Genomic DNA, 15,343 nt, shown 5'->3' on the forward strand with positions numbered 1-15,343 from the left:
CCGCAACCGCGTTGCGGGGTATGGGGGCTAACGGCCGGGACCGTCCTGGCCGAAGGCTAAAACCGCATCGAAGGATAGGAACCATGCACACCATCACCGCACTGCTGCGCGCGGCCCTCGCGGCCGCCTTTTGCCTCCTGCCCCTGGCCGCTGGGGCCGCCCACGCCGCCGAGGGCGACATCTACGTGAAGCTGACCACCTCCAAGGGAGACATCGTGCTGGAGCTGAACCGCGCCAAGGCCCCCGTCACCGTGGACAACTTCGTGCAGTACGTGAAAGAGGGCTTCTACGACGGCCTGATCTTCCACCGCGTCATCCCCGGTTTCATGATCCAGGGCGGCGGCATGGACAAGGCCATGAACCAGAAGCAGGGCCGCAAGCCCATCATCAACGAGGCCGACAACGGGCTCAAGAACGAGGCCTACACCGTGGCCATGGCCCGCACCCCGGACCCCAACTCCGCCTCGTCGCAGTTCTTCATCAACGTGGTCAACAACGGCATGCTCGACTTCACTTCCAAGACCCCGCAGGGCTGGGGCTACGCCGTGTTCGGCAAGGTGGTGGAGGGCAAGGACGTGGTGGACGCCATAAAGAGCGTGCGCACCGGCAACATGGGGATGCACCAGAACGTGCCCGTGGAGCCCGTGGTCATCATCAAGGCCGAGGTGGTCTCACGCTAGCGTCGTGTTCATCAAAACAGGGACGCGCCTTCAACGGCGCATCTCTGGTTCTCCCACCGTATGGTCGTGGCGTGTTTGGACGCAATGTGAGCACGCAGTACGGACAGCCAGCCACGGGGACCACACCTGAACGAATGAGCCCCCGCTCCGCGAAACGGAGCGGGGGCTTTTTTCGGCGCCGGTCAGGGGCAGGTGATGGGGGTTGTGGCGCAGGAGCCCGAGTCCAACTGGCCGTGGGTGTAGGTGCAGATGGTTACGGAGCAGCCGCCCTGGGTGTAGGCGTACAGTTTGTAGAGGCCGTGGAGCAGGCCGTTGCTGTCGTAGTTGCCCGACTCCGAGACGGAATAGTTTGCGCCCCGGTACTCCGCGAAGGGGCCGCACTTGGTGCCGTGGACATACGTGTAGGAGGTAAGCAGCCTGCCGCCGTACCAATAGGTGCGGATCAAGCCGTCGTAGAGGCCCGCCTGGTCGTAGAAGTACTGGCCCGTGATGCCGTCCCAGTCGAAGGTCAGGTATTTGCGGAGGTTCCCGGCTGCCGGATAGTAGCAGTACACGGATTTGAGCGAATACAACATCGTGTCCGCGTATACCTGCCGGGCCAACAACGTGCCGCTTGCGGGGTCGCTCCAGGTGATGTCGCTGCCGGGGGGGGAGAACCATACGTTGGTGCCCCGGACGGCATTGTCCGGCACGCCCTCGCAGAACGGGCAGGCCTGTTTCTCTTTGGCCATGCGTAACCGGACGTTGGTGGTGGAGGTGTAGGGCGGGGTTGTGTCGGCGTTTGCCGCGATGACGGCCAGCACGTCGCCCGACGCCACGGTGACCTGCAGAGGTTGGTCGCTGCTGAGGTTGGCCAGCAGGGAGTACGGGCCGTTTATTGCGGCAGCCTTGTAGAGCGAAACCTCCACGGATGGGGTGGTGGTCAGCAGGTTGAAGGTCCAGGTGTCGTTGGAGCTGTCGATGTCGGTGAAATAGAAGTCCCAACGTTGGGCGGAGAAGGGCTGAAGATCCTTGGATATCTCCGTGAGGGCCTGGCCCGAGTAACTGTGCCAGCGGTTGCCCACCGGCACCGCATAGGAGTCTGTAGGCGGCCAGCCGGGGCGCCCGGTGGTGCCGGACAGGAACTTGCCCGCGAAGGCCTTCCAGCGTTGCGCGGTCAGCTCCACGGAGCCCACCCCCGTAAACAGGGCATCCATGTCGCTGTAGCCGAACTGGCTGGTCCCCTGGGCTTTGACGGCGTTCCATATGCCAAGCAGGAGGCGGGTGTCCGAGGCATCGACAAGTTCATGGATGAAGCCCGAGGCCCAGTACCCCATGGACTGCGCATCGGAGAAGCTCGTGAAGCTTTGCAGCCCGCGTTGCACCCTGTCGGTATTCTCCAGGAAGACGCTTGAGACGAAATTCGGATTGGTGACCATCTTGGACTCGAACCACACCGAGGAGGCGTCCATCAGCCATTGGAAATTTGCGGTGGCCAGGAGGTCGTTCAGGCCGAAGCTGCCGCGTGGATCGTAGATGGTCTGTACGATGTGGAAAAACTCGTGGCCGATGGTGGCCGCAAGATCCACCATCTTGTCAGGCTTGCAGAAGGCGTAGTTGAGCGTGATGTACTGGTTGGCCTTGCCGGAGAGCGGCGTGACGCACTCGCCGTATGCGCCGCCCAGGCCGTTCTGGGCGTAGAGGCCTATGGGCATGTTCAGCTCTGAGCTGAACCGGAAACCGTAATCGGTGAGGGTTGTGAAGGCTTTTTCCGCCGCTGCCAGGATGGCGCCGGGTACGGTGGCGTCTTCACCCGGCGCGGCCTGATAGAACAACTCGAAGTGTTCGCTTTGGTACACCGGCACGCCCGAGACAAGTGTGAACACGTAACCCGTCCATGAGAGCGCGGGGGGGGCCAGGGGCAGGGCCGGGGCTTCGCCCCGTGTGGCGGCACTTGCCGAGAGGTCGGGCGCGGGAATCTGGAAACTGAGCGTGCCCGCGCGCACCTGCCCAGTCACGAGCCTCGGGCGATTGGAATAACGCTGTGAGCTACTGTACGTCAGGGATTCGGACAGCGCCACTTTCACGTCCCTGTCAGCACCGCCGTAGCTGGAAACGCGGACAGTCAACGGTCCGGCCGGGGGGGCCGCTCCGATATCCAGGGCGTAGGCGTCCCGTGGAGTGCTGGTGCCGAATACGGCCGTGGGCTTGACCCATTTGAGAAATACGGCGGTCCCGTCCGGGACCGCGCCCGCGGGAAAGCCCACCAGGGCCTTGCCTGCGCGGAGGCTGCCCCCTTGGGAGCCGATGGTGGCCTGGGCCGAGCCCCGTACAGGCACGCGGGCGCCGGCGGTGAGCAAGAGGAGATCGTCGTCCCCGGCCGCAGCGAGGGTGACGGGGCATCCGTAATACAACCCCAACGTCAGGAGAAAAACGGATGCAGCAACCCGAAGAGAGAGTGTCGCCAGCATGGAGCAGCTCCCAGAAAGGTCGGGCCTGGCATCATCGGGCCGGAACCGCCAACATCCAGTTGCAGGCTTTGAAGGGCGCCAGATTTCGGACAACTATCAATATCCGTTTCGGGAGTCCAGTGAAGCTGCCTTGAAGGTGCGCGGGGATGGTTTTTATGATTGGTGGAAATCAAAGAATGCGGCGGCAGGACGTGCCCGTGGAGCCCGTGGCCATCATCAAGGCCGCGATCGTGAAGCGCTAGCCGCCCGGCCGGAAACGTCGAAGGCCCCGCCGCCCCGCCCGGACGCATCGAGCGTCCGGGGGGCGGCGGGGCCTTGTGTTTTTGCGGCCTGGGGGCGGGCTACTGCTCCAGCAGCAGGAGGTCCACGCCGGGGTTTCCGGCTGCCGGTTTCGCGGGCGGCAAGGGCACGTACCACGCGCCGCGGCCGTGGGTGAAGGCGTAGAGCCGCTTGGTCTGCGGTTCGATGACCAGGTTCGCCGTGGTCACGTTGGCGAAGCCGGTGTGCTCCACGGCCCAGTTGGCCCCGCCGTTGTTGGTGACGTACACCCCGATGTCCGTGCCAACGTACAGGCGGCTTGGGTTGTTGGGGTCGGGGGCCACGGAGAGGGCCGGGACGTCGGGCAGGGCGCCCGCGCCGCTGCCGCTGATGCTGCTCCAGGTAGCGCCCGAATCGGTGGATTTGAGCACGTGCGGCTGCCCGAAGGTGGAGCAGGTGGCGTAGAGCGTGGCGCTGTTGCCGGGGGCGTAGGCCACGCTTGATATGTAGCCGTTCACGATCTTGGGGCCGCTCCAGGTGGTTGCCGAGGTGGTGCCCAGCGCGGCGGTGGAGGTCAGCACGTAGCCGTTGTTGGTGCCCACGGCCACCCGGTTGGAGTCGCCCTTGAACACGGCCAGGGCGCTGACCTTGCCGGAGGAGGGCAGCACGGCGCTGGCCTGGGTCCAGAGTCCGGCGGCGTTGGTGGTGCGCCAGAGCTTGGTGCCGCCGCTCCAGAGGGTGTCGGGGGCGTTGGGGTCCATGACGAAGACCGCGATGAAGGGAAACGTGTCCGATATGCCTGTGTAGGCGTTGGAGAAGTTCGCCCCACCGTTGGTCGATTTGCGGATGGATACGTTGGTGTTCTCGACGTAGAGCACCTGGGTGTTCTGGGGGTTGACCGCCACGGAGCCACCGTCGCCGTCCCATATCGAGGTCCAGGCGTTGGGCCCGGCGGCGGTGCTGCCGCGCGGGGTGCCGTTGTCCTGCGTGCCGCCGAAGTACGTGGCGCCGCCGGGATAGACCGCTCCATAGTAGAACTGCGTCACCCCGTAGCCGTTGTTCAGGTTGGTCCAGGTCACGGCACCCGAGGAGGGACATGCCGAAGCGTTAGTGGCGGCGCGGGCCGTGTCGCTGCGGAAGATGCCGCCGTCGTTGCCCACGAATACGGTTGTGTTGCTGGTGCCGTTGTAATTGGGGTGGAAGACGATGGCGTGCTGGTCCGCGTGGGCGTAAAAGGTGTTCTGCGCCGGTGTGGCCCACCAGCAGGAGGCCAGGCCCCAGTTCTGGCCCTGGTCGTCGGAGCGGTAGAGGTCGATGCCGCCCGCCCAGACGATGTTGGGGTTCACCGGGTCCACGGCGATCACGTTGTCGTACCAGCCTTGGTTGTAGTATTTGGCGGCGCCCCAGCCGCACAGGTCGTAGCTGGCGTACACCGAGTTGCTGAGCAGGGTTGTGTTGAGCTTCGTTGGGCTGGTGTTGCGCACCTGGGTGCCCCAGGACGCGCCGCTGTCGACGGAGCGCAGCACGGCCTGCATCCCGTAGGTGTAGTTGCCTCCGGCGTTGGAGCTGACCAACGCGTAGACGATGTTCTGGCTCGAGGGCGCCAAGGCCAGCGAGGTGCGGTCCATGCCCGGCTCGGAGTAGGAGCTGCTCCAGGTGGCCCCGGCGTCGTTGCTGTAGCGGATGGTGGCGGTGGTGAAGATGCCGCAGGCGATGACCACGGTGTCCGGGTTGGTGTCCGTGCGCACCACCATGTCGGTCACGCCGTTGACCGAGGAGGCGTCATACAGCCTGGACCACGAAGCACCGGCATCGGGCGAGACCCACAGGCCGGTGCGCGTGGCCGCGTAGATGCGGTTGTGGTTGTTGGGGCTCACGGCCAGCTTGTTGATGTAATAGAAGTCGCTGGTGGCGGTGCTGGCCAACTGGGTCCAGGTGGCGCCGCCGTCGGCGGTCTTGAAGATGCCCGCGCCGCGCACCGCGTCGGCGTTGAAGTAGCCTTCGCCCGTGCCCGCGTAGAGCACCTGCGGGTTCGTCGGGTCCATGACCAGGCTGCACACGGCCAGGTTGGCGAACAGGTCGCCCTGGGGAGTCCAGGTGGCCCCTGAATCCACGCTCTTCCAGACGCCGCCCGCCACGCCGCCCGCGTACATGATGTTGGGGGACGTGCGCTGGATCACCAGCGCGCGCGTGCGCCCGCCCACGTTGCCCGGGCCGATGGAGGTCCAGGTGGAGAGGGTGCCCGTGCGTTTGGCGTCCAGCGCCTTGATGGAGTCGGCCGAGAAGGACTGGTTCAGCCGGCTGGAGAACACCGGCATCTGTTTCGTGGCGTTGATCGCCTCGATGTACTTCTGCACGGGCAGGCTGGTTTCGCCAACGGGCGCGCGCTGGCTGGCGTAGAACTGCTGGGCCTCGCTGGGCTGATCGAAACGTTTGGGGCCTTTGGCCTCCTTGCGGGCGCGCCGTTTCTCCAGGAACTCCATTCGCTCGGGAGATAGAGGCGACCCGCCAGCGGCTTGGCCTGCATCGGCCAGAAGCACGGGCCCGGCTTCGGCGGTTGCTGATTTTTCCTTGGCGGACTGGCAGCCGGACAACAGAAGGCACCAGGCGGCCAGCACGACCAGGGCGGTTCTCAGACGCGGTGATGAGTACTGCACGGGCGACTCCCTAGGATGAGGGGTTGGCCTGCCGGTAGGCAGCGGGGTGTGTTGTGGTCCTAACTACTCGGGTGCCCAGCACAATGCAAGGTCCGCGCGAAGGCGCTCGGGGCCGGTGCCCGGCGCGTTCGAGCCCCGGAGGGATGTCGCCGAAGACGTATAATTATTCCCGATTGGTTTGATTTATACGATAGGTCCAGTCTATTTCAAACACGTTCCTGGGCGTCACGAAATCACACCAATTTCGTTCCACGTTGGGAAAAAACGCACATTGCCTTGTTTTTCTTGACAATTCGTCACCGCTTCCACATAGAGTTCCTTAACTGGTCTCCCCCAATGGTTTCACAATCCGAGGCGGGTGCGCAATGGTCTTCAGTTGGCTCAATGTGGCGGTCTTCGCCTGTCTCGCGGCCGGGATAGCCTTCGCGGGTGGCCCCCTGCTGGCGGCGTTCCTCTTGGCCCCGCGCACCAGCGGCGGCGCGTTCGCGGAGCCGTACGAGTGCGGCATGGTGCCGCGCGGGCAGGCCTGGACGCGCTTCGGCATCAACTACTCGCTCTACGCCCTGATCTTCCTCTCCTTCGACGTGGACGTGCTCTACCTCTTCCCCGTGGCCACCGCCTACCCGCAGAGCCGGGGCTGGGGGCCGCTGTGGGCGCTGTTCGCCTTCGTGGGGGTGCTCGGGCTGGCGATGCTCTACTTCCAGCGCAAGGGGGTGTTCACGTGGCCCAGGCGCATCCGCTGACCCCGCGCACCGACCAGGTGCTGCCCCCCCGGCTCGATTTCGCCCTGCCGCAGCAGGTTTTCGACCTGTGCCGGGCCATGTCGCTGTGGCCCATGACCTTCGGCCTGGCCTGCTGCGCCATCGAAATGATGGCCGTGACCATGCCCCGCTTCGACCTCTCCCGCTTCGGGGCCGAGGTCTTCCGGCCCTCGCCGCGCCAATCCGACCTGATGATCGTGGCGGGCACCGTGACCCGCAAGATGGCCCCGGCCCTGGTGACGCTCTACGAGCAGATGCCCGCGCCCAAGTTCGTGCTGGCCATGGGCAACTGCGCCATCTCGGGCGGGCCCTTCAAGTACGAGGGCCAATACGGGGTGGTGGAGGGCGTGGACTCCCTGGTGCCCGTTGACGTCTACGTGCCGGGCTGCCCGCCCAGGCCCGAGGCGCTCATGGAGGGCTTGTTCCAGCTGCAGGCCAAGCTGGCCGGCAAACGCTTCTGGCCCGTGCCCGAACTGGTGGAGGGATAGGCATGCCCGAGCTCACTTCACGCCTGCTGCTGGCCATGCCCACCGGGGATTCGGGGCGCGACGCGGCCCTGCACGTCAAGCCCCGCGACATCCGCCTGGTGGCCGAACGCCTGCTCTGCCAGGACTGGTTCCTGGAGGACGTCTGCGGCCTGGACCTGGCCGACGGCCTGGCCGTGCTCTACCACTTCGCGCACTGGACCCGCCCGGGCCGCGTGGTGGTGCGCGTCATGCTGGAGCGCGACAAGCCCGAGTGCCCCTCCATCGAGGGCATCTACCCCGGAGCCTCCTGGCACGAGCGCGAGACCTGCGACTTTTTCGGCATCGAGTTCACCGGCGCGGCCAACACCACGCCGCTGCTGCTGGCCGAGCGCCTGGACCCGGCCCCGCTTCTCAAGCGGCCCGAGCAGCGCATCCCCCGGGGCAGGGTCTGGCCCCAGGGCGAGTGGGTCGGCCCTGCGGGCGGCCACAGCCTGGCGGAGGAGCTCATGTCCATCTGCGGCGAGGAGGGCGAGCAATGAGCTGGCCAGCGGCTGACCCCTGCCAGGGGCTCGAGGGAGACCTCTACGCCCGCGTCTTCGCCGAGGGGGCGCGGGACGACACCCTGATCCTGAACATGGGGCCGCAACACCCCTCCACGCACGGCGTGCTGCGGGTGCTCCTGGAGATGGACGGCGAATACGTGATGCGGGCCGAGCCCGTGCTGGGCTACATCCACCGCATGCACGAGCACATGGCCCAGAACAGGGCCTACGTGCAGTTCTTCCCCAACATGGGCCGCGTGGACTACCTGCACGCCCTGGCCTGGAACTGGGCCTGGGCGGGCGCGGTCGAGAAGCTGGCCGGGCTGGAAGTGCCGCGCCGGGCCGAGTACATCCGGGTGATCTGCACGGAGCTCAACCGCGTCAACTCCCACCTGCTCTGGTGGGGGGCCTACCTGCTGGACCTGGGCGCGGTGACGCCCATCATGTACGCCTTCGAGGACCGTGAGCTGGTCATGGACATGCTCCAGCTCATCACCGGCTCGCGCCTGACCTACAGCTCCTTCCGCTTCGGCGGCGTGCTCACGGACATCGACACCGAGTTCGTGTCCCGCTGCCGCGCCTTCCTGAAGCGCATGCCCGAACGGCTGGAGATGTACCGCGAGCTGGTCACGGGCAACGCCATCCTGCGGGGCCGCCTGGAGGGCGTGGGCGTGATCGACCAGATGACCGCCCGGCGCTACGGGGCCACCGGCCCGGTGCTGCGCGGCTCGGGCGTGGGCTACGACGTGCGCCGCGCCGAGCCCTACGGCCTCTACCACGAGTTCGACTACGCCGTGCCCGTCCACCATGACTGCGACTGCATGGCCCGCTACATGGTGCGCATGGACGAGCTGGAGGCCTCGCTCTCCATAGTGGCCCAGGCCATTGACGGCCTGCCCGAGGGCCACTGCATCCACCCCGACGCTCCGCGCGGCAAGTGGCGGCCCCCGGCGGGGGAGGTCTACTTCGCGGTGGAGGGCGCGCGCGGCAAGATCGGCGTGTACCTGGCCAGCGACGGCACCGAGATCCCCTACCGGGTGAAGCTGCGCTCGCCCAGCTTCTCCAACCTGAGCCTGTTCGCCGAGATAGGGCAGGGCACGCTGCTCTCCGACGCGGTGGCCATCCTGGGCAGCCTGGACCTCGTGATCCCGGAGATCGACAGATGAGCGCCCGCGTCCGCCCGGCCATCCGCCCGCTTGCCCGCCCGGTGATTTGTCCCGCGAACGGCCCAGCCGTAAGCGCCAACGCCGGTGCGGACATCTGTCCAGCCCCCGCAGACCGCATAAGGAGGCCCGGGAAATGAACGGATCGTCCCTCGCCGCCGTGGCCCCGGAGCTCCTGCGCCTGGGCGTGGGCCTGCTGGCCCTCGTGGGCTTCATCGCGGCCAACGGCATGCTGCTGCTCTACGTGGAGCGCAAGGTGGCGGGCCACGTGCAGCGCCGCCCCGGCCCCTTCGAGGTCGGCCCGCACGGCCTGCTCCAGGCCTTCGCGGACGCGGGCAAGCTGGTGGGCAAACAGCTGGCCACCCCGGCCGGGGCCGACGGGCTGCTGTTCTGGGCCGCGCCGCTCATGGCCTTCATGCCCGTGCCGCTCATGTTCATCGCCATCCCCTTCGGGGAGAACCTCTTCGGGCTTCAGACCAACCTGGGCCTGGTGCTCATCCTGAGCTTCGCGGGCTTCAACGTGCTGGCCCTGTGTCTGGCGGGCTGGGGCTCAAACAACAAGTGGTCGCTGCTCGGCGCGGCGCGGGCCGTGTCGCAGGCGGTGGCCTACGAGATTCCGCTTTTGCTCTCCGTGCTGGCCGTGGCCCTGATGTGCGGCAGCCTGGACCTGCGGCAGCTTGCGGGCTCACAGGGCGGCTGGCCCTGGCAATGGAACGTGGCCGTGCAGCCCCTGGCCTTCTTCATCTACTTCGTGTGCGCCGTGGCCGAGACCAACCGCGCCCCCTTCGACCTGGCCGAGGCCGAGTCCGAGCTGACGGCGGGCGTGCACACCGAATACTCCGGCATGGGCAACGGCATCTTCTTCCTGGCCGAGTACGCCAACATGATCGTGGTGGGCTGCGTGGCCACGGCGCTGTTCCTGGGCGGGTCCCAGGGGCCGTTCGCGCCCGGGCCGTGGTGGTTCCTGGCCAAGATGTACCTGTTGGTCACCCTGGTGATCTTCATGCGCTGGACCTACCCGCGCGTGCGCTTCGACCAGCTGCTCAACCTCAACTGGCGCTGGCTCATGCCCCTGGCGCTAGTCAACCTCCTGGCCACGGCCCTCGCCGTGAAGCTGGCCGGGTAGGGGAGGCGCGAAATGGCCATTCTGACAGCACCCGTCCAGGCGCTCGCCGCCGTGTGGAGCATGGTGGTGGGCCTGCGCGTCACCATCACCAACTTCTTCAAACCGCAGGAGACCATCCACTACCCCCGGCAGGAGGTCCCGCCCAGCCACCTGGACAGCTTCCGGGGCCACATCGAGCTGGTGGGCACCGACGAGGACCCGGCCAAGGCCCGTTGCATCGGCTGCGGGCTCTGCGCCGAGCTGTGCCCCTCCTTCTGCCTGAAGGTGGTGGCGGAGGACCTGCCCGCCGACCCCACGGTGAGCTACGAATCCCACAACGGGGCGGACCAGCTCATGCCCAGGCCCAAGTTCAAGGCGCCGCCGCCCAGCCAGGCGCAGCCGCGCAAGCTGCTCTCCTACCATCTGGTCTACCACACCTGCAGCCTGTGCGGCCTCTGCGTGCAGAACTGCCCGGCCGGGTCGCTGCGCTTCTCGCACGACGTGTACCTTGCGGGCGCGAGCCGCGGCCGCTTCGAATTCGACCTCATGGAGCGCCTGCGCGGCCAGGCGGCCCATGGCGGCCCAAAGGGAGGCAAGGCCCATGCGTGAGCTGGTGGTACAGGTATCCTTCGCGCTCTACGCCGCGCTGACCCTGGGCGGGGCGGTCTGGGCCGTCACGGCCAAAAGCCTGGTGCGCGCTCTCCTGGGGCTCACGCTCTCGCTGATGGGCGTGGCCGCGCTCTACGTGCTCATCGCCGCGCCCCTGGTGGCCCTGATGCAGATACTGATCTACGTGGGCGCGGTGGTGGTGCTCATCTTCTTCGCCATCATGCTCACCAGGGCCCAGGCCGAGCAGGAGGAAGCCGGAGCCAGAGACGCCGGACGCACCCTGCGCGCCGGGGCCGCCGGGCTTGTGGTGGCGGGGCTTCTGGCCGCGGCCTGCCTGCGCCACGGGCCGAAGATCGCGGGAACCGCCGTGGAGGTGCCACCCTCCGACATCGGCGCGGCCTTCCTCGGCCCGTACGTGCTGGGCTTCGAAGTGATCTCGGTGGTGCTCTTCGCGGCCATGGCCGGCGCGGTGGTGCTGGCCTTCGAGAGGAGGAAGCCCAGATGAGCCCGCTGCTTCTGTATCAACTGGTGGCCTTCGGGCTTCTGGCCGTGGGGCTGTTCGGGCTGCTCTCCCGTTCCAGCCTGGTGGGCATGCTCATCAGCGTGGAGCTGATGCTCAACGGCGCGGGCCTCTCCATCGTGGCAGCGGGGCAGCTCACGCCCATGCCCCACGAGCTGGGGCAGGCGGCGGCGCTCTTCGTGATGGGGCTCGCGGCGGCTGAATCCACGCTGGTTCTGGCCATCGTCTACGTGGTGCGCAAACGTTTCGGCAGCGCGGCGAGCGACGCGGTGTCGGAGCTGAGGGGGTAGGGCGGAGATGGCCGAATTCCTTGAAAGCCCGAGGCTGCTCATCCCCTTGGCGATCACCTTCGCCGCCCCTTTTCTGGTCTGGCGCTTCGGCAACCGCCCCAACCTGCGCGAGGCCGTGAGCTTCGCGGGGGGCTTCCTGGCCTTCTGCGCAGTGCTCTGGCTGGCCCCGGCGGTGCTGGCGGGCAAGGTCTGGCTGTGGCGGGTGTGCGAGCTGATGCCCGGCATCACCGTGACCTTCTGCGCGGACGGCCTCTCGCTGATCTTCGCGCTGGTGGCCTGCTTCCTGTGGATGTTCGCCACCAGCTACAACATCGGCTACATGCGCTCCCTGGATGAGCACGCCCAGACGCGCTACTTCTTCTGCTTCGCCGTGGCCATCTTCGGGGCCGTGGGTGTGGCCTTCTCGGCCAACGTGTTCACGCTCTACCTGTTCTACGAGGTCATCACCATCTTCACCTACCCCCTGGTGGCCCACCACCAGGACGAGGAGGGCTTCGCGGGCGCGCGCAAGTACATGGTGTACCTCATGGGCTCCTCCAAGCTGTTCCTGCTGCCAGCCATGATCCTGACCTACGTGCTGTCCGGAACCCTGGAGTTCAACCTGACCGACATCGTGCACGGCATGTTCCCCAAGGACGCCAACCCCGTGCTGGTTCAGGTCACCTACTTCCTCTACCTGTTCGGGCTGGCCAAGGCGGCCATCATGCCCCTGCACAACTGGCTGCCCGGGGCAATGGTGGCGCCCACGCCGGTTTCGGCGCTCCTGCACGCGGTGGCCGTGGTCAAGGCGGGCGTGTTCAGCCTGAGCCGGGTGATGCTCTCCGGCTTCGGGGTGCAGGCCCTGGATTCGCTGGGGATCGGCATGGCCACGGCCTGGCTGGCGGCATTCACCATCGTGGCGGCCTCGGTGATCGCCCTGACCAAGGACGACCTCAAGGCCCGGCTGGCCTACTCCACGGTGAGCCAGCTCTCCTACGTCATCCTGGGCGTGGCGCTGCTGTCGCCCCTGGCGGTGTCGGGGGGGCTCGCGCACATCGCGCACCATGCGTTCTCCAAGATCACGCTGTTCTTCGCGGCTGGGTCCATCTATGTGGCCGCGCACGTGAAGAAGATCAGCCTCATGGACGGCCTGGGCCGGAAGATGCCCTTCACCTTCGCGGCCTTCGCCGTGGGGAGTCTGTCCATGATCGGCGTGCCGCCCTCCTGCGGGTTCGTGACCAAATGGCTGGTGGCAGGGGGCGCGCTCCAGGCGGACAGGCTGGCGATCCTGCTGGTGCTGGGGGCTTCCACGGTGCTGAACGCGGCGTACTTCGCGCCTGTGGTGTACCGGGCGTTCTTCAGGCCCGCGCCCGAGGGCGCGGAGCACCACCACGGCGGGGAGGCCCCGCTGACCATGGTGGTGCCGCTGTCGCTCACGGCGCTGATATCGCTGTACCTGGGCATTTTCCCTGAGACGTTCCTGCGGTTCGTGAACGCGTTCGGCGGGTTTTAGGGAAAGAAATTGGGCTGTAGGTTCCGGCGGTGCCCCCCTGGAGGCCGACCCGGAACCCGGCGCGGACCAGCGCGGAAAGTCGGGGCGAGCGGTCGGGTGCAAGAGCATCCGTCCTGAACGCGAAGCAAGATGGGAGTCCAGAGGGACGAAGTCCCTTTGGCCGCCGGAGGCCCTCCTCCCTCGAAGGGCCATCATTGACGAAGGGGAAACGCCTGTGAGCAGCAAGAACTGGAAGATCCTGGCGGCGATCCTGGCCGCGCTGGCGGGGGCCAACCTGCTGGTGCTGCCGCACCATCCGCACTTCGAGGCCGAGGCCGTGCCCGGGTTCTGGGCCGCCTTCGGGCTCCTGGGGGGGCTGGCGCTGTGCGTGGCCGCCGGGGCCATGCTGGGGCCGCTGGTCAGGATCAACGGGAGGGACGGCGATGGCCGCTGACTTGATCGGCTTCGTGCATCCTTCGCTGGCCTTCCTGGGGCTGGCCGCGCTGCTGCCCTTCGCCAGGAATCGGCTCAACTGGAAGCCGCTGACGCTCATCCCTCCGCTGGTCGCGGTGGCCACGGCCGTGTGGCTGAGCTTCTCCCTGGAGGGCGGGCAGGTCGTGCTGGCGAAGATGCACTGGCTGGGCAACACCCTGGTGCTGGCCCGGGCGGACAAGCTCTCCCTGGTGTTCATGCACGTGTTCGCGCTGCAATCCCTGCTGGCGGCGGTGTACGCCCTCTACCAGGACGCCCCGGCCGAACCGGCGGCGGCCGCCCTGCACGTGGGCGGGGCCCTGGGCTGCCTGCTGGCGGGCGACTACCTCACGCTCTTCGTGTTCTGGGAGCTGACCAGCATCGGCTCCACGCTGCTCATCTGGCTCAGACGCACGGACGCGGCCCAGGCCGCGGGCTACCGCTACTTCCTGTTCCACATCTTCGGGGGGCTGCTCCTGCTGTTCGGGCTGATCCTGCGCTACAAGGCCACGGGCTCCCTGGCCTTCGAGCACGTGGCCCCAGGCCCGCTGGCCCTGTACGACTGGCTGATCCTGGGCGGATTCGCCGTGAACGCGGCCGTGGTGCCGCTGCACGCCTGGCTCTCCGACGCCTACCCCGAGGCCTCGGCCATGGGCTCGGTGTACCTGTGCGCCTTCACCACCAAGACCTCGGTGTACGTGCTGGCCCGGGCCTTCTCCGGGTTCGAGCCGCTCACCGTGGCGGGCGCGGCCATGGTGCTCTACGCGGGCGTCTACGCCCTGATCGAGAGCGACGCCCGGCGCAGCCTGGCCTATCAGACCATCGCCCAGGTGGGCTTCATGCTGGCGGGCATCGGCGTGGGCACCGAGATGGCCCTCAACGGGGCCTGCGCGCACGCCTTCGCCCATGTGGCCTACAAGGGGCTCATGTTCATGGCCGTGGGCGCGGTGCTGACCTCCACGGGCACTGCGCGCATGGAGCGCCTGGGCGGCCTGGCCAAGGCCATGCCCCTGGTGGCGGCCTGCTACCTGGCGGCGGCGGCCAGCACTTCGGGCCTGCCGCTGTTCGGCGGGTTCACCACCAAGTCAATGACCATCTCCGCCGCCTCGGGCTTCAACACCTGGCTGGGCCTGGCCCTGGAGCTGGGCGCGCTGGCGGCCATCCTGGCCGTGGGTGTGCGCCTGCCCTGGCTGGTGTTCTTCGCGCCCAAGGGGCAGGCCGAACCGGCTGCCCCGGTGCCGAATTGCATGAAGGCCGCCATGATCGGAGGGTCGCTCGTGTGCCTGGGCCTGGGCGTGTTCCCGGGCGCGCTGTACGCCATCCTGCCCTACAAGGTGGACTTCCACCCCTACACGGCCTGGAGCGTGCTGCAGTCGCTCATGCTCACGGGCTTCGGCGTGCTGGCGTATATGATCGCGAGGAACGTGGTGGCGCCGCTGCCCGGGCGTCTGGCGGATTTCGACATGCTCTACGGGGCCGTGGGGCGCGTGTTCTACAAGCTCGTGTCGCAGCCGCTGGCCTTCGTGGACGGCTTCTGGAGCGAGGTCTACCGCACGGTGGGGTTGCGCGGGCTGATGGAAAAGGCACGCTTCGCGGCCGTGTTCGACCGCAAGGGCATCGACATGGTGGTGGACGGCGCGGCCTACGCGGCCGGGCATCTGGGCGGCGTTGCGGCCACGGCGCAGACCGGGCGGCTGCAGACCTACCTGACGGCCTCGCTGGCCCTGGCCGTGGCGGTGTTCGCGGGGATCTGGCTGTGGCCGTAATTCTCTCGGCCGCCCGGCGCAGGCCTGTCCGAAGGGGTCAGGTGGTAAAATCAGGCCAAAGTGGGAGACGGCCCCTCCGGGTGGGAACCGCCGAAGGCCCCGTGTGACGCCCTCCGGGGCGTTTTTTTTGGCC

General features: G+C 67.4%; 14 protein-coding genes. 12 read left to right on the forward strand and 2 right to left on the reverse strand.

Annotated elements, in window-relative coordinates:
• Window positions 1–83 precede the first annotated feature (83 nt).
• Window positions 84–680 (forward strand): peptidylprolyl isomerase, encoded by a 597-nt coding sequence (locus MLE27_RS17025; protein WP_243313708.1) that lies wholly within the window; start codon window positions 84–86, stop codon window positions 678–680.
• Window positions 681–862: 182 nt separating this feature from the next.
• On the opposite strand, the gene MLE27_RS17030 is transcribed toward MLE27_RS17025, so the two are convergent.
• Window positions 863–3,019 (reverse strand): toxin-antitoxin system YwqK family antitoxin, encoded by a 2,157-nt coding sequence (locus tag MLE27_RS17030; RefSeq protein WP_243313710.1) that lies wholly within the window; start codon window positions 3,017–3,019, stop codon window positions 863–865.
• Between the two features lie 452 nt (window positions 3,020–3,471).
• Window positions 3,472–6,045, reverse strand: coding sequence for a WD40/YVTN/BNR-like repeat-containing protein (locus tag MLE27_RS17035; protein ID WP_243313712.1), 2,574 nt, complete (start codon window positions 6,043–6,045; stop codon window positions 3,472–3,474).
• A gap of 365 nt (window positions 6,046–6,410) precedes the next feature.
• Here MLE27_RS17035 and MLE27_RS17040 point away from each other — a divergent pair, with 365 nt between their 5' ends.
• The 11 genes from MLE27_RS17040 (at window position 6,411) to MLE27_RS17090 (ending at window position 15,210) form a co-directional block, all read left to right on the forward strand.
• Entirely contained in the window at window positions 6,411–6,788 is a 378-nt protein-coding gene (locus MLE27_RS17040; protein ID WP_243313714.1) for an NADH-quinone oxidoreductase subunit A, read from the forward strand.
• Window positions 6,789–6,805: 17 nt separating this feature from the next.
• On the forward strand, window positions 6,806–7,294 hold the full coding sequence (locus MLE27_RS17045) for an NADH-quinone oxidoreductase subunit B (RefSeq protein WP_243313733.1): 489 nt from the start codon (window positions 6,806–6,808) through the stop codon (window positions 7,292–7,294).
• 2 nt (window positions 7,295–7,296) lie between these two features.
• Window positions 7,297–7,812, forward strand: a complete 516-nt coding sequence (locus MLE27_RS17050) for an NADH-quinone oxidoreductase subunit C (protein WP_243313716.1) — start codon at window positions 7,297–7,299, stop codon at window positions 7,810–7,812.
• Window positions 7,809–8,981, forward strand: coding sequence for an NADH-quinone oxidoreductase subunit D (locus tag MLE27_RS17055; RefSeq protein ID WP_423747990.1), 1,173 nt, complete (start codon window positions 7,809–7,811; stop codon window positions 8,979–8,981). The genes MLE27_RS17050 and MLE27_RS17055 overlap by 4 nt, the downstream gene beginning before the upstream one ends.
• A gap of 133 nt (window positions 8,982–9,114) precedes the next feature.
• Window positions 9,115–10,104 (forward strand): NADH-quinone oxidoreductase subunit NuoH, encoded by a 990-nt coding sequence (gene nuoH, locus MLE27_RS17060; RefSeq protein ID WP_243313717.1) that lies wholly within the window; start codon window positions 9,115–9,117, stop codon window positions 10,102–10,104.
• A gap of 12 nt (window positions 10,105–10,116) precedes the next feature.
• Complete coding sequence (locus MLE27_RS17065) at window positions 10,117–10,692, forward strand: 4Fe-4S dicluster domain-containing protein (RefSeq protein ID WP_243313719.1); 576 nt, start codon at window positions 10,117–10,119, stop codon at window positions 10,690–10,692.
• Window positions 10,685–11,197 carry an NADH-quinone oxidoreductase subunit J family protein gene (locus MLE27_RS17070; protein ID WP_243313721.1) on the forward strand — a complete coding sequence of 171 codons (513 nt, stop codon included), beginning with the start codon at window positions 10,685–10,687 and terminating at the stop codon, window positions 11,195–11,197. Before MLE27_RS17065 ends, MLE27_RS17070 begins: the two co-directional genes overlap by 8 nt.
• A complete protein-coding gene (gene nuoK / locus MLE27_RS17075) occupies window positions 11,194–11,502 on the forward strand; it encodes an NADH-quinone oxidoreductase subunit NuoK (RefSeq protein ID WP_243313723.1) in 309 nt (102 codons plus the stop codon). Before MLE27_RS17070 ends, nuoK begins: the two co-directional genes overlap by 4 nt.
• 7 nt (window positions 11,503–11,509) lie before the next feature.
• Window positions 11,510–12,994, forward strand: a complete 1,485-nt coding sequence (locus MLE27_RS17080; RefSeq protein ID WP_243313724.1) for a monovalent cation/H+ antiporter subunit D family protein — start codon at window positions 11,510–11,512, stop codon at window positions 12,992–12,994.
• A 214-nt stretch (window positions 12,995–13,208) separates the two neighbouring features.
• Window positions 13,209–13,427 (forward strand): hypothetical protein, encoded by a 219-nt coding sequence (locus MLE27_RS17085; RefSeq protein WP_243313727.1) that lies wholly within the window; start codon window positions 13,209–13,211, stop codon window positions 13,425–13,427.
• The gene (locus MLE27_RS17090; RefSeq protein ID WP_243313729.1) at window positions 13,417–15,210 is read left to right on the forward strand and encodes a Na(+)/H(+) antiporter subunit D; all 1,794 of its coding nucleotides are present in this window, start codon (window positions 13,417–13,419) and stop codon (window positions 15,208–15,210) included. Before MLE27_RS17085 ends, MLE27_RS17090 begins: the two co-directional genes overlap by 11 nt.
• Window positions 15,211–15,343: the final 133 nt, after the last annotated feature.

Origin of the sequence: Fundidesulfovibrio agrisoli (genome assembly GCF_022808715.1) — a bacterium.
GTDB classification, from domain to species: Bacteria; Desulfobacterota; Desulfovibrionia; order Desulfovibrionales; family Desulfovibrionaceae; genus Fundidesulfovibrio; species Fundidesulfovibrio agrisoli.

Coding starts and splice junctions, on each gene's coding strand:
- nuoK (WP_243313723.1), top strand. CDS start 11,194: ATGAGCCCGCTGCTTCTGTATCAACTGGTGGCCTTCGGGCTTCTGGCC.
- MLE27_RS17065 (WP_243313719.1), top strand. CDS start 10,117: ATGGCCATTCTGACAGCACCCGTCCAGGCGCTCGCCGCCGTGTGGAGC.
- MLE27_RS17050 (WP_243313716.1), top strand. CDS start 7,297: ATGCCCGAGCTCACTTCACGCCTGCTGCTGGCCATGCCCACCGGGGAT.
- MLE27_RS17080 (WP_243313724.1), top strand. CDS start 11,510: ATGGCCGAATTCCTTGAAAGCCCGAGGCTGCTCATCCCCTTGGCGATC.
- MLE27_RS17040 (WP_243313714.1), top strand. CDS start 6,411: ATGGTCTTCAGTTGGCTCAATGTGGCGGTCTTCGCCTGTCTCGCGGCC.
- MLE27_RS17055 (WP_423747990.1), top strand. CDS start 7,809: ATGAGCTGGCCAGCGGCTGACCCCTGCCAGGGGCTCGAGGGAGACCTC.
- nuoH (WP_243313717.1), top strand. CDS start 9,115: ATGAACGGATCGTCCCTCGCCGCCGTGGCCCCGGAGCTCCTGCGCCTG.
- MLE27_RS17070 (WP_243313721.1), top strand. CDS start 10,685: ATGCGTGAGCTGGTGGTACAGGTATCCTTCGCGCTCTACGCCGCGCTG.
- MLE27_RS17025 (WP_243313708.1), top strand. CDS start 84: ATGCACACCATCACCGCACTGCTGCGCGCGGCCCTCGCGGCCGCCTTT.
- MLE27_RS17090 (WP_243313729.1), top strand. CDS start 13,417: ATGGCCGCTGACTTGATCGGCTTCGTGCATCCTTCGCTGGCCTTCCTG.